General features: G+C 63.9%; 9 protein-coding genes and 1 pseudogene. 6 read left to right on the top strand and 4 right to left on the bottom strand.

Annotation, left to right across the window (positions count from 1 at the left end; translation table 11 throughout):
• Window positions 1-26: 26 nt before the first annotated feature.
• Genes ACVJGD_RS35855 through ACVJGD_RS35840 form a run of 4 tightly spaced genes read left to right on the top strand, consistent with a single transcriptional unit; the run spans window position 27 to window position 4980 of the window.
• A complete protein-coding gene (locus tag ACVJGD_RS35855; protein WP_456638622.1) occupies window positions 27-1733 on the top strand; it encodes an ABC transporter substrate-binding protein in 1707 nt (568 codons plus the stop codon).
• 16 nt (window positions 1734-1749) lie between these two features.
• Window positions 1750-2742 (top strand): ABC transporter ATP-binding protein, encoded by a 993-nt coding sequence (locus tag ACVJGD_RS35850; protein WP_456638621.1) that lies wholly within the window; start codon window positions 1750-1752, stop codon window positions 2740-2742.
• Window positions 2735-3733 carry an ABC transporter ATP-binding protein gene (locus ACVJGD_RS35845; RefSeq protein WP_456638620.1) on the top strand — a complete coding sequence of 333 codons (999 nt, stop codon included), beginning with the start codon at window positions 2735-2737 and terminating at the stop codon, window positions 3731-3733. Before ACVJGD_RS35850 ends, ACVJGD_RS35845 begins: the two co-directional genes overlap by 8 nt.
• The gene (locus tag ACVJGD_RS35840) at window positions 3733-4980 is read left to right on the top strand and encodes a TetR/AcrR family transcriptional regulator (protein ID WP_456638619.1); all 1248 of its coding nucleotides are present in this window, start codon (window positions 3733-3735) and stop codon (window positions 4978-4980) included. Before ACVJGD_RS35845 ends, ACVJGD_RS35840 begins: the two co-directional genes overlap by 1 nt.
• Window positions 4981-5219: 239 nt before the next feature.
• Here ACVJGD_RS35840 and ACVJGD_RS35835 read toward each other — a convergent pair.
• From ACVJGD_RS35835 to ACVJGD_RS35820, 4 genes and pseudogenes are all read right to left on the bottom strand, one after another.
• Window positions 5220-6155 (bottom strand): annotated as a pseudogene (locus ACVJGD_RS35835) (sensor histidine kinase); the annotation flags it as partial.
• A gap of 427 nt (window positions 6156-6582) precedes the next feature.
• A complete protein-coding gene (locus tag ACVJGD_RS35830; protein WP_456638618.1) occupies window positions 6583-7275 on the bottom strand; it encodes a response regulator transcription factor in 693 nt (230 codons plus the stop codon).
• A gap of 201 nt (window positions 7276-7476) precedes the next feature.
• Complete coding sequence (locus tag ACVJGD_RS35825; RefSeq protein WP_456638617.1) at window positions 7477-8085, bottom strand: hypothetical protein; 609 nt, start codon at window positions 8083-8085, stop codon at window positions 7477-7479.
• Between the two features lie 191 nt (window positions 8086-8276).
• Window positions 8277-10601 (bottom strand): Tex family protein, encoded by a 2325-nt coding sequence (locus tag ACVJGD_RS35820; protein ID WP_456638616.1) that lies wholly within the window; start codon window positions 10599-10601, stop codon window positions 8277-8279.
• 320 nt (window positions 10602-10921) lie between these two features.
• On the opposite strand from ACVJGD_RS35820, the gene ACVJGD_RS35815 reads away from it, so the two are divergent.
• Window positions 10922-12649 (top strand): ATP-dependent Clp protease adaptor ClpS, encoded by a 1728-nt coding sequence (locus tag ACVJGD_RS35815; protein ID WP_456638615.1) that lies wholly within the window; start codon window positions 10922-10924, stop codon window positions 12647-12649.
• A 123-nt stretch (window positions 12650-12772) separates the two neighbouring features.
• The gene (locus ACVJGD_RS35810; protein ID WP_456638614.1) at window positions 12773-13348 is read left to right on the top strand and encodes an alpha-ketoglutarate-dependent dioxygenase AlkB; all 576 of its coding nucleotides are present in this window, start codon (window positions 12773-12775) and stop codon (window positions 13346-13348) included.
• Window positions 13349-13425 lie beyond the last annotated feature (77 nt).

Here is a 13425-nt window from a genome sequence, read left to right as displayed (position 1 = left end):
AACAAACAAAGAGGAGGGAGTGAAACATGGATCGGGAGACAAGATTCGGTAAGCTCGCGCGAAGCCTGGCAATCGCGACCACGCTTGGCCTGTCGCAGGCACCTGCCCTGGCGGACGAAAAGCCGCAAGTAGGCGGCACGCTCAACATCGGCATGGTCTACGTGACCCTGTCGCCGCTGTCGTGGGATCCCGCCGACTGGACCTGGAAATTCCAGCAGGACACCGGGCTGATGTATGAACAGCTCTTTGCCGGCGATCTTTCCAAGGCAAAGCGCAACGGCGGCAAATACAGCTTCGTGCCCGATGCCTGGCTGCCGAGCGACGCCATCAGGGGTGAACTCGCGGAAAGCTGGGAGTGGAAGGAAAATCCGCTCCGCGTCGAGGTCAAGCTCCGCAAGGGCGTGATGTTTCCGGAAAAGCCGGGCGTGATGGCCTCGCGCGAGCTCGTGGCCGACGACGTCGTGCAAAGCTACTACCGCCTGGACAAGAGCCCGAAGAAAGTCCCGACCTATTTCGACCATGTGCAGAAGGTCGAGGCGACCGACCCGCACACCGTCGTCTTTACCTTCAACAACTATCACGCCGAGTGGGATTACCGCTTCGGCTGGGGCTACTACTCCGGCATCGTGCCGAAGGAGGTGGTCGACGCCGGCGCCGGCAACTGGAAGAACGCCAACGGCACCGGTCCGTTCATGCTGACCGACTATGTCCAGGGCAGCGCCGTCACGTTTTCGAAGAATCCGGTCTACTGGGACAAGGAAAAGATCGGCGGCCAGCAGTACAAGCTGCCATTCGTCGACAAGATCGTCTATCGCACCATCAAGGACGAGGCCACCTACCTCACCGCGCTCCGTACCGCCAAGCTCGACCTTCTCGAAGCGATCAGGTGGAGCGCCGTCGACGAATTGAAGAAGAGCGCACCGCAATTGCAGTGGTCACGTTCGCTCGGCACCGGCGGCACCTTCCTCGCCATGCGCGTCGACACCAAGCCGTTCGATGACATTCGTGTGCGGCGAGCGCTGAACATGGCGGTCAACAAGAAGGAGATCGTGACTTCCTTCTATAACGGCAATGCCGAATTGTTCGCCTATCCCATGCACCCGGACTACATCGGCTATTACGAGCCGCTGGAAAGCATGCCCGACAGCGTGAAGGAGCTCTTCACGTACAATCCGGACAAGGCGAAGGCCTTGCTGAAGGAAGCCGGATACCCCAACGGCTTCTCGTTCAAGGTCCAGGTCTGCTCCTGCTCGCCGGATCACATGGATCTGCTGCCGCTGGTTGCGGCCTATCTGGAGAAGGTCGGCGTCAAGCTGGAGATCCAGCCGATGGAATACGGCGCCTTCCTCTCCGCCATGACCACCAAGACCAACGCCGCCGGCTATTTCATGCTCAACGGCCACACCAATCCCACGACGTCGATCCGCAAGAGCTTCGTCACCAAGCAGACCTGGAATCCGTCACAGTACTCCGATCCCGAGTTCGACAAGAAGATGAATGCTGTCTACCTGGAGCGGGACGAGTCCAAGCGCCAGGAGATGATCAAGGGGTTGACGCGCGAGATCGTGGACAAGGCACCGTATATCTGGCTGCCGGTCAGCTACTTCTATACGGCATGGTGGCCGTGGGTGAAGAACTATGGCGGCGAACTGCGTGTCGGCTCCGAACGACCCGGCCCTATCCATGCTCGACTCTGGATTGATCAGGACTTGAAGAAGAAGCTTGGCTATTAGAGCAGAGAGCCCAGCAATGACGACGGCAGGTAAACCGCTCCTCAGCGTGCGCAATCTCGTGACCCGGTTCGGCCGCGGGCGGGGGGCGGTGACTGCCGTCGACGATGTCTCGTTCGATGTCGGCGTGGGAGAGACGGTGGCGATCGTCGGCGAGTCGGGCTCCGGCAAGAGCGTGACCGCGCTGTCGATCCTCCGCCTGATTCCCTCGCCGCCGGGCCGGATCGAAAGCGGCGAGATCCTCTTCGAAGGCACCGATCTCACCAAGCTTTCCGAGCGCGAGATCATGGAGATACGCGGCGACCGCATTGCCATGATCTTCCAGGAGCCGATGAGCTCGCTTAACCCGGTGCTTACGGTGGGGTTGCAGGTTGCCGAGCCGATCAATGTCCATCGGCGCAAGCCCTGGGATGCGGCGCTTGGCACGGCGAAGCAACTGCTCGGCCGTGTGCGGATGTCGGATACGGAATCGCGGCTGCGCGCCTATCCGCACCAGTTCTCGGGTGGCATGCGCCAGCGCGCCATGATCGCGATGGCGCTGGCGTGCGAGCCACGGCTCATCATCGCGGACGAACCGACGACTGCGCTCGACGTAACGGTTCAGGCGCAGATCCTCGATCTGTTGAAGGATCTCGCGCAAGGTTCTCGTTGCTCGCTGATCCTGATCACGCACGATCTCGGAGTGGTCGCGCGATATGCGGACCGCGTCGTCGTGATGTATGCCGGGCGCGTGGTGGAACAGGCGCCAGCGCGCGAGCTTTACGCCAATCCCCGCCACCCCTATACGCGCGGTCTGATGGCATCGGTGCCGCGGCTCGACGGCGACACCAGCAAGCGTCTGGTGCCGATCGACGGACAGCCGCCCAATCTCGCGAAGCTTCCAACAGGGTGCGCGTTTGCGCCGCGCTGCAGGCAGGCCACGGAGCTTTGCCATCGTGAGCGGCCCGCTTTGGCCGAGATCGGACCGCAACACCAAACCGCCTGCTGGCTGGAGACACCTGCACATGTCTGAGGCCGATGTCCTCCTCCGCGTCGATGATCTGCAGGTGCACTTTCCCGTGCACAAGGGCGCGGTGTTCCGCAAGCAGGTGGCGACGGTGAAGGCCGTCGACGGCGTCTCCTTCCAGTTGAAGCGCGGCGAAACGCTTGGCCTTGTCGGCGAGAGCGGCTGCGGAAAATCGACGACGGGCCTGGCGATCCTGCGGATGCTGGAGCCGTCCGGGGGGCGCATCGAGTTCGAAGGCCGGGACATTACCCACTTTGACAAGTCCAGTCTGCGTCCGCTGCGCCGGCGCATGCAGATGGTCTATCAGGATCCGTTCGGATCGCTCAATCCGCGCATGAAGGTTCGCGATATCATCGGCGAACCGCTCGAGGTTCACGGCCTGGCCAGTGACAGGAAGGCCTTCGATCAACGGATCGCCCAGTTGATGCGGACGGTCGGCCTGCTGCCTGACATGGCCGACCGCTTCCCGCACGAATTCTCCGGCGGCCAACGACAGCGGATCGGCATTGCGCGCGCGCTGGCCCTCGAGCCTGCGCTCATCATCTGCGATGAGCCGGTCTCCGCGCTCGATGTCTCGATCCAGGCGCAGGTCGTGAACGTCTTCGTCGAGCTGCAGCAACGGCTTGGAATAGCCTATCTGTTCATCGCCCATGACCTTGCCGTGGTCCGCCACGTCAGTGACCGCATCGCGGTGATGTACCTCGGGCGGATCGTCGAAATCGCGGCGCGGGACGAGATCTATCGGAGGCCGCTCCATCCTTACACCCAGGCGCTGCTTGCGGCCGTACCGGTCGCCGATCCCGTCGTCGAGGCCGCCCGCAAGCGTGTTCCGGTCTCGGGCGAGGTGCCGAGCGCGATGAATCCTCCGTCCGGCTGTCGCTTCCACACGCGCTGTCCGCTTGCGATGGATCGCTGTCGGCACGAGGATCCGACGTTGCGCGACCTCGGTGCCGGCCGGGCCGTCGCCTGCCACCTCCACGACATGGCCGCTTCATAATGCCGCCCAGCAAGTCGACGCGGCGCAGCGATCCGGCTCCGTACACGCAGAAATACCTGAAGCGGCGCGAGGCGATCATCGGAACCTCGGCGCGCCTGTTCAACCGCGACGGCCTGAAGGGCGCGACCTTGGCCGAGATCGCCGGGGATGTCGGGCTGCTGACCCACAGCATCACCTACTACTATCGCCGCAAGGAAGACCTCGCGGCCGCATGCCTGCTCGCGGCGATAGAAACAACCAGGAACGTGGTCCTCGACGCGGCCCGGGAGAGCCGACCGGAAGACAGAATTCGCAGCTGCGTCTGCGGCTACGCCGATCTCCTGGCGGAAATCGCCACCGGCGCGCGGGACGAGCTGGTGTTCTTCAACGATATCCGCGCATTGACCGGCTCTCATGCGCGTCGCGTGTTCGACGCCTACAACGATCTGTTCCGCAGCGTGCGCTCGCTGCTTCCATCCACCGAGTCCGCGGAAGATCGCATGTCGCGAAATGCCCGGACCCACCTCCTGCTGTCGCTCGTCAACATGATGCGGGCGTGGATCTCGCGCTATGAGCCGTCCGACTATCGCCCTGCGGCCGAAAGGATGTCTGCGATCCTGATCGACGGCCTGGCCCGGTCCCCCAAATCCTGGCGGGAAGGCGGAGCGCCCGAGCTCGGCTGGCCGCGGGCTGCGACCGCACGGGACGTCGTCCCGAAGGCGTTTTTGCGCGCGGCCACCATGATGGTGAACGAACAGGGCTATCGCGGCGCATCGCTGGAAAGGATCGCGAGCAGCCTCAACCTGACCAAGGGATCGTTCTATCATCACTACGCGAGCAAGGACGAATTGATCATCGCCTGTTTCGAGCGGACCTTTGACGTGGTCCGGAGGATGCAGTCGCTCGCCATCGAGCGCAGCCCCTCCGGCTGGGCTCGCCTCTGCACGAGCGCGCGCGAGCTGGTCCGCTTTCAGCTTTCCGATCAGGGCCCCCTGCTGCGCATTACCGCCTGGGGGCGCCCTACCCCTCGGCCAGAGAAAGGATGCCCAGGCCGGGCTCAACCGCCTCACCGAACGTTTCGGCAGGTTTATCGTCGAAGGAATGGAGCAGGGCCAGGTCCGCCTGCTCGACGCCTCCATTGCCGCGCAGCTCGTCTCGACGATGGTCAATGCAGCATCCGAGCTGGAGCGGTGGGCGCCTGGCATCACCTCGGAGACCGCGGTTCGGCTCTACGTGCGTCCCCTCTTCACGGGCCTGTTGTCGACTGAGAGCTCGGCCCCCCGTTAGCGCATGATGCCACTTGGTTGAATCGGCCTGTCCGCGACCTCGCTTCACCTCTCCCGCTTGCGGGGGAGGTCGGCGCGAAGCGCCGGGTGGGGGCTCTCTCTGCACGGATAGTCCCATCGTGGAAACACCCTCACCCCAACCCTACCCCAACCCTCTCCCGCAAGCGGGAGAGGGAGCGCAGCTTCATCGCGGCTTGACCTCAATCTGATCGGCTCATGCTCTAACGCGCCGGCGCCGAGAACCAGAGCTTGAACTGAAGACCCGGTGAATGATCGCGCAGCTCGATCCGGGCGCCATGAAGGTGGGCCACGGCGGCGACGAGGCTCAGTCCAAGGCCGTTTCCAGGCGTGTAGCGGCTCTGCTCGAGCCGGTAGAACCGCTTGAAGACATGGTCGCGCTCGGAAGGAGGAATTCCGGGCCCGTCATCGGTGATCGCAATGGCGGCCCCGTCATCGACGTTTTCGCAGGCAACGACGATCCTGCCGCCGGCGCGACCGTGCTTGATGGCGTTGTCCACGAGGTTGGCGATGGCATCGAACAGCAGATCGCGGTCGCCGGTCACCAGCACCTCGCGTTCGCCGGTTATGGAGAGATCGGTGCCGTCGCGCTCCGCCGCAGCGTCATAGAGCTCGACGACCTCGCTTGCGATCTCGACCAGGTTCACGGTGCGAAACGCGCCCTTGCGCGCCTGGGTCTCGATGTGCGCAATCCGCGTGATCGACGCAAACATCCCCAGGACAGCATCGAGGTCTGCGATCGTGTCGCCGATCAGCGCTTGATCGTTCCCGCCGATACGCTCGCCGTGATAGGCCTTCTCCAGCCGCCCGCGCATCCGGGTGAGCGGCGTCCGCAGATCATGGGCGACATTGTCGCTCACCTGCTTGACGTCTCCCATCAAGGCTTCGATGCGGTCGAGCATCAAGTTCAGGTTCTCCGCCACGCGATCCCATTCGTCATGGCTGCCGCGCAGCGGGATGCGCTTGTCGAGACCGCTCTGCATGATGGCCCGGCTGATCGCGTTGATCGATTCTATCCGCCCGACCGTCCGCTGCGTGACCAGGATGCTCGCCACCACCGCAACCACAAACATCAGGAAGATGATCGCGATCACGGCCGCCTTGATCTTTGCGGCAAAGCTGTCGAGGTCGCTGATGTCAGTGCCGACCAGCAGACGATCGCCGGTCGGCAAGGTTGAAGACATGGCACGAAACAGGGACTGGCTTGCCGCATCTGGCCGATGAGGCGCACGAAATTCCGTCCATTCGCGCGCGGCTGTGGCCGCCGAAGGCCATTTGTCGAGATTGCCGGCAAGAACGGCCGAGGCAGAATCCACGAGAAGATAGACATCGTCTGCAGAACTGCTGTCGGCTATCCGATTTCGGATCAGCTCGATCAGCCCCTCGCGTCCCGATCGCTCGTAGGCGCCGCGCAAATCGGAATATTCGTCCCTGATGGCCTGATCCGATCGGCCGCGCACGAAAGAGGCGGTAGACAGATAGACATAGATGAAGATAGCGGAGGCGATCACGCCAAAGGTCGCGATCGCGATCAGCGCCAGCCTGAAGGTCGTTGACCTCAGTGTATCAGCCAGGAGCACGGAGACAGTATCCCATGCCGCGGACCGTATGGATCAGCGGATAGGCCTGCTGATCGTCGACCTTGCGACGCACGCGTCCGACATAGACGTCGATGATATTGGTCGAGGGATCGAAGTGAAGATCCCACACATGCTGCAGCAGCATCGCGCGGGAGACGACACGGCCCTCGTTGCGGACCAGATACTCCAGAAGCTGGAATTCCTTGGGAAGCAGCGGAAGGTCCTTGCCGCGGCGGTTGGCGGTGCGCGAGATCAGGTCGATCGCGAGATCGCCGACCCGCAGGATGGTGTCCTTGGCGATGGTCTCGCTACGCCGGCCGAGCGCTTCCAGCCGCGCCAGCAATTCGACAAAGGAGAAAGGCTTGACCAGGTAATCGTCGCCGCCGGCGCGCAGGCCGCGCACGCGGTCATCGACCTCGCCGAGCGCGCTGATGATCAGGAAGGGGGCAGCGACGCCACCGTCGCGCAACTGACGCATGACCGTGATGCCGTCGATGTCGGGAAGCATGCGGTCGATCGTGATCACGGCATGGTCGCAAGACGCGCCGCGGCGCAAGGCCTCGCCGCCGCTCGCGGCCAGATCCACCTCATAGCCGCTGCTCGTGAGCTGCTCGGCGAGCTGGCCGGCGGTTTCCGGGTCGTCCTCGACGACCAGAATGCGGCGATGACCTGCCGTCATGGTGTTCTTCCGAATGACTGGCCAAGAGCGCGCGACGTTCCGCGGAACAGGACGTCGCGGAGCTGGCTTTGTCAGAGACGCCTATCGTACGCCGATGGTTGCGCAGGGCGGCTCACATGAATGTGACGGTCGCCCAAGGCCGACCCGGCGTGGCTTCGCCGGAAGGTGCCGTGCCGCGACCATCACACCGAAGTTCGGCAGCTAGTAGTCGTAACCGCAGACATTGACCCACTGCAGCCCATATCCCGTCCACACCCGGCGCCAGCAGTCGTCGTAGTAGCCGCCGTAGGAAGCGTAGGCGAAGGGCACGCCGATGAACGCAAAGCGATTGAAGCGGTGACGGACGAAGCGATGATGGAAGCCATGCCGAAAGGCGGCGCCTCGAAAGGCAGCGCCCGAGAAGCGCGGCGAGAATGCAGCATGCGCGAACCGTGTACCGGCAAACCGCCCGCCCACAAAACGCGGACCTCCGCCGATGGCGGCGAAACGCGGACCCGCGGCCACTCCGCCGAAACGCGGACCCCCGCCCATCCCGCCGAAGCGCGGACCCCCGCCCATCCCGCCGAAGCGCGCTCCTCCGCCCATGCCGCCGACACGCATCCCTCCGCCCATGCCGCCGACACGCGCTCCTCCACCCACGGCATGCATCCCGCCTCCGAAGCCACCGCCGCGGAAGCCTCCGCCCATGCCGCCGCCGCCGCCGTGAAAGCCACCGCCCCCGAAGCCACTGCGAGCGAAGGCCGGCGATGCCAGCGCAAGCGCGGTCGTGAGCGCACCTGCGATGAGGCCATTGACGAGCTTGCTCTTCATCCGATTCCTCCATGGTTGAATTGCAGCGACGCATCACGTCGCAACAAGATGAGGATCAGGAGAGCTAAACGCTCCTTCGACTTCAACTGACAAAGGTGACAGATTCTGACACGGAAGTTAGTTTCCGTGCCTGATCCTGATAAAGGCGAGCGACGGAATCTCTCCCGCTCTCGCGGGAGCCGGATCAAGCACTACCGCAATGGCTTGCCGTTCTTCTCGCTGGCGCGGCGGAAGGCGTCGGCAAAGGCGCCGCCGGATTGCGCCCCGGGCTTGCGGGGAGCGGACGACGTCATCGGCCCGCGAGAACTGTCACGAGATGAGCCTTTCGAGTCCTTCTTGCCGGTCTCGTCGTCGAGCCGCAGCGTCAGCCCGATGCGCTTGCGGGCGACTTCGACCTCCATCACCTTGACCTTGACGATGTCGCCGGGTTTGACGACCTCGCGCGGATCCTTGATGAAGTTCTTGGACATCGCCGAGATATGCACCAGCCCGTCCTGGTGCACGCCGATATCGACGAAGGCGCCGAAGGCGGCAACATTGGTGACTGTGCCCTCGAGGATCATGCCCACCTTGAGGTGCTTGATCTCCTCGACGCCCTCCTTGAACACCGCGGCCTTGAACGCCGGACGGGGATCGCGGCCGGGCTTCTCCAGTTCGCGCAGAATGTCAGTGACCGTCGGAAGACCGAAGGTCTCATCGACGAACGACTGCGGCTTCAACTGGCGCACGATCTCGCTGTTGCCGATCAGCGCCTTGATGTCGCTCTTGCTCGCCGCGAGAATCCGGCGCACCACCGGATAGGCCTCCGGGTGCACGCCCGAGGCATCGAGCGGATCCTCGCCGTCATTGATGCGCAGGAAGCCGGCGCATTGCTCGAACGCCTTCGGCCCCAGCCGCGGCACCTCCTTCAGCGCCTTGCGCGACTTGAACAGGCCGTTCGAGTCGCGATGCTGCACGATGCTTTGCGCGAGCCCCGGCCCGATGCCCGACACCCGCGACAACAGCGGGACGGAGGCGGTGTTGACATCGACGCCGACGGCATTGACGCAGTCTTCGACCACGGCATCGAGCGAGCGTGCGAGCTTGCTCTCGCCGAGATCGTGCTGATACTGGCCGACGCCGATCGCCTTGGGATCGATCTTCACGAGCTCGGCAAGCGGATCCTGCAGGCGCCGCGCGATCGACACCGCGCCGCGCATGGTGACGTCTAGCCCGGGCAGTTCCTCGGACGCATAGGCCGAGGCCGAATAAACGGAAGCGCCGGCCTCGGAGACGACGATCTTCGTCATCTTCAGATCCGGCAGGCGCTTCACCAGTTCGGTCGCGAGCTTATCGGTCTCGCGCGAGGCGGTGCCGTTGCCGATCGCGATCAGGTCGACGCGATGCTGGATCGCGAGCTTGCCGAGGATCGCCAGCGCCTCGTCCCACTGCCGCTGCGGCTCGTGCGGATAGACCGCGGTGGTCGCCAGCACCTTGCCAGTCGCATCGACGACGGCGACCTTGACGCCGGTGCGATAGCCGGGATCGAGCCCCATCGTCACACGCGCGCCGGCCGGCGCCGCGAGCAAGAGATCGCGCAGGTTGGAGGCGAACACCCGCACGCCTTCGGTCTCCGCCGCGGTCCATAGCCGCATGCGCAGATCGATGTTGAGATGCACCTGGATCTTGGTGCGCCACGCCCAGCGCACGGTTTCGATCAGCCATTTGTCGCCAGCGCGGCCGAGATCCGAAATGCCGAAACGCTTCATGATCTTCAATTCATAGGCGCTGGGCACGCCGGCCGCCGGCGGCTCCGCCTCCGGCTGCATCTGCAGGTCGAGAATCTCCTCCTTCTCGCCGCGGAACAGGGCCAGGATGCGGTGCGACGGCAGCTTGTGCAGCGGCTCGCTGAAGTCGAAATAGTCCTTGAACTTCTCGCCTTCGGTCTTCTTGCCCTTGCGCACGGCCGAGACCATGCGCGCGTTCGCCCACACCTCCTCGCGCAGCGCGCCGATCAGATCGGCATCCTCGTCGAAGCGCTCGACCAGGATCGCGCGCGCGCCTTCGAGCGCTGCGGCGGTGTCGACCACGCCCTTCTCGGCGTCGACGAAGGTCTTCGCCTGGGTCTTCGGATCATGCTGCGGCTGCGTCAGCAACAGCTCGGACAGAGGTTCGAGCCCGGCCTCCTTGGCGATTTCGGCCTTGGTGCGGCGCTTCGGCTTGTAGGGAAGATAGATGTCCTCCAGGCGCGCCTTGTTGTCGGCGGCCATGATCTGCGCTTCGAGCGCGGCGTCGAGCTTGCCCTGCTCGCGGATCGAATTGAGGATCGCGGTGCGGCGCTCCTCCAGCTCGCGCAGATAGGTCAGCCGTTCTTCCAACGTGCGCAACTGCGCGTCATCGAGCGCGCCGGTCAATTCCTTGCGGTAGCGGGCAATGAACGGCACCGTGGCGCCGCCGTCGAGCAACGTGACGGCCGCCTCGACCTGCTGCTCGCGCACGCCAAGCTCCTGCGCAATCTGCTGATGAATCTTTGCCACGCAATTCCCCTGAACCACTTCCGAAGCAACCGAACCGCCGGTCGCGAGGACGCCGCTTATGGACCATGCCCGCCGATCTGATCAAGCCGCGGCGAGAGGCAGTTCACAAGCACAGTCGCGCGAGCGAATCGGTGTCCGCAGTCTGTGCGCCGTCAATCTGCCGAAGATGTGTCGAATGCAAAGCGTTGCGCGGCACTTCCTGTTGACGTCCGTGGCGAAGCCTCTCGGCATTTTTTGATTTGGCCGGCTTGACGCGCATCTGGTTTCATGATGTTCTTTCTTTGTTCTTTCGATCTTAAGTTGCGCGAATGAGGCATTTCATGGACGACGGGTATACTGGCGCCGAATCGTTTCAATTTGTCTTCCACAATGATGATGAGACGCCCCGGGAGTTCGTCAGAGAACTCTTGCGCGCCGTGTTCGGCAAGTCGGAACGGGAGGCGATCGTGTTCGCGGCCGAGATCGACCAGCAGGGTAGCGCTACCTGCGGCCCCTATCCGTCCCGCGTCGCGGCCGCGCTATGGAAAACCGCGCAACAGCGCATCAATGCGGCCGGTCATCGTCTTCAGATTACCAGCGAAGCGGTGAGGACCACCGGACCCTGCGATTTGTGCGGCGCGCCCCCGCCGGTGCAGGAAGTGCAGCTCGACGACAAGATCGCCTGTCTCTGCAGCGACTGCCTGCTCGCGGCAAGGGATGCATCCGAAAAATTGCAGGGCGAGGAATTCAGATACACATACGTCGCCGTTGATTGGCATTTTGCCGGCATTCCCCGCAACCAGCTCGTGACGCGGGCGCGCGGCTTTCCAGGTCATATGCGTGCGGACGTTCAGGCCGCGCTGGATCGATTGCTCTCCTCACCGATCCACTTCTTCGGCGTTCACGAAGAATATCGCTACGAGACGCTGACTTTTGCAGGATTGATGAACGACGGGCGCAATGCGCCGGTGATCGCGCCGCCGCAATATTATGAAGTCGATGTCGGCGAGCCGGCGGCGGTGAAATGTCTTAACAACGGATTGTGGCTGTGCCGCGCCGGCGAGCTTCGCTACGCGGTGCTGCTGTCCATTTATCGCGAGTCCCGTAACGAGGACGCGATCCGCATCGAGATCGCGGTGCCGACCGGCGCAGCCGGCGACGCCTTCGTCCAGAGCTGCTTTTCGGAGCTCGAGCAAGCGGTGCAGGCAGCGCGGTCCTATCGCGGCAAGATTCTTTCGCTCGACGGCGGAGCCGAGTATCGCGGACGTTCAAGGGGAGTAACGGTGCACCGGTTACCGCCGGTCGATCGCGAGGCCGTTATCCTGCCCGAACCGACGCTAAGACTGCTTGAACGCAACGTTCTGAACTTTGTTGGCAACCGCGACGCGCTGCGCCGGCTTGGCCAGTCGACGCGCAAGGGCATCTTGCTCTATGGGCCGCCGGGCACCGGCAAGACTCACACCATCCGCTATCTCGCCACCAACCTGCCGGGACATACGACACTGATCATCACCGCCGAGCAGATCGGGCTGCTCGAATCCTATATGAATCTGGCACGCCTGCTGCAGCCGACGATGGTCGTGATCGAAGACGTCGACCTGATCGCCAGCGACCGCGAGCTGATGGGCCCGTGCGAGGAATCGCTGCTCAACAAGCTGCTCAACGAGATGGACGGGTTGAAGGAGGACGCCGACATCCTGTTCGTGCTCACCACCAACCGGCCGGAAGAGCTCGAAAGCGCGCTGGCCGGCCGTCCCGGCCGCATCGACCAGGCGATCGAGGTGCCGCTGCCGGATGCGATCGGCCGCGGCAAGCTCGTGCGGCTCTATGGCAGGAACCTGCCGCTTGATGAAAGCATCGTCGATGAAGCGGTGCGACGCACGGAGGGCGTCAGCGCCGCCTTCATCAAGGAGCTGATGCGGCGCCTCGCGCAGGCCAGCATCGCGCGCGACGGCGGCATGTCGCTGATATCAGCCGACATCGACGAGGCGCTCGACGACATGCTGTTTGCCGGCGGCCGGCTCAATGTCAAATTGCTCGGCGGTGCGCAGGAAATGGCTGCGGAGTGACGCGCGCCCGCGTGAAGGGCCGCCGCACCTGGTCCGGCGATGCGATCGGCGGCCCCTTCACGCCGCGCTGTTCCGCCCTATATCAAGGACCGACCCTGCTATGCCGAGATAAGGACCGCCGGCTTGACCGAGCAGCTTGCTTTGTTTGCCGACAATTCCTCCGTGCCCGCCGCACCGGAGGGATTGCGCTATGCCGCCGATTTCATTTTGCCTGAAGTCGAGCAGGAACTGATCGCGCGCATCGCGGCGCTTCCGCTGCAACCGTTCCAGTTCGGGCAATATCAGGGCAAGCGGCGCGTAGCCTCGTTCGGCTTCCGCTATGATTACACGGAGCGTCGGCTGCGCGAAGCCAATGTCATCCCGGACTGGCTTGGCCCCGTGATCGAGCGGGTCGAGGCCTTCGGCGGGCCACAGACCGAAGTCGCCCAGGTGCTCTGCACCGAATACGACACCGGCGTCGGCATCGGCTGGCACCGCGACAAGCCGCAGTTCGACCGGATCTTCGGGCTGTCGCTGGGATCACCATGCAAGTTCCGCTTCCGCCGCCCGGCCGGCGACAAGTGGGAGCGTTTCACGTTGGAGGCGCAGCCTCGCTCGATCTACCTGCTCTCCGGCGCCGCACGGCAGGTCTGGGAGCACAGCATCCCAGCCGTCGAAGCGCCGCGCTACTCCATCACCTTGCGCACGATGCGCGACTGAGCGGCACTTTACCTCTCCCATAGGGAGAGGTCGGCGCGCGGCGCCGGGTGAGGGGTCCCGGTCCCTCGATAGAGCAG

The sequence above is a fragment of the Bradyrhizobium sp. USDA 10063 genome (assembly GCF_054063735.1).
The sequence above is the reverse complement of the archived record's forward strand: the minus strand, read 5'-3'. Positions and strand labels throughout refer to the sequence as shown.

Excerpts from the sequence above, each read along its gene's own strand:
- ACVJGD_RS35855 (WP_456638622.1), top strand. The coding sequence starts at position 27 with ATGGATCGGGAGACAAGATTCGGTAAGCTCGCGCGAAGCCTGGCAATC.
- ACVJGD_RS35850 (WP_456638621.1), top strand. The coding sequence starts at position 1,750 with ATGACGACGGCAGGTAAACCGCTCCTCAGCGTGCGCAATCTCGTGACC.
- ACVJGD_RS35845 (WP_456638620.1), top strand. The coding sequence starts at position 2,735 with ATGTCTGAGGCCGATGTCCTCCTCCGCGTCGATGATCTGCAGGTGCAC.
- ACVJGD_RS35840 (WP_456638619.1), top strand. The coding sequence starts at position 3,733 with ATGCCGCCCAGCAAGTCGACGCGGCGCAGCGATCCGGCTCCGTACACG.
- ACVJGD_RS35830 (WP_456638618.1), bottom strand. The coding sequence starts at position 7,275 with ATGACGGCAGGTCATCGCCGCATTCTGGTCGTCGAGGACGACCCGGAA.
- ACVJGD_RS35825 (WP_456638617.1), bottom strand. The coding sequence starts at position 8,085 with ATGAAGAGCAAGCTCGTCAATGGCCTCATCGCAGGTGCGCTCACGACC.
- ACVJGD_RS35815 (WP_456638615.1), top strand. The coding sequence starts at position 10,922 with ATGGACGACGGGTATACTGGCGCCGAATCGTTTCAATTTGTCTTCCAC.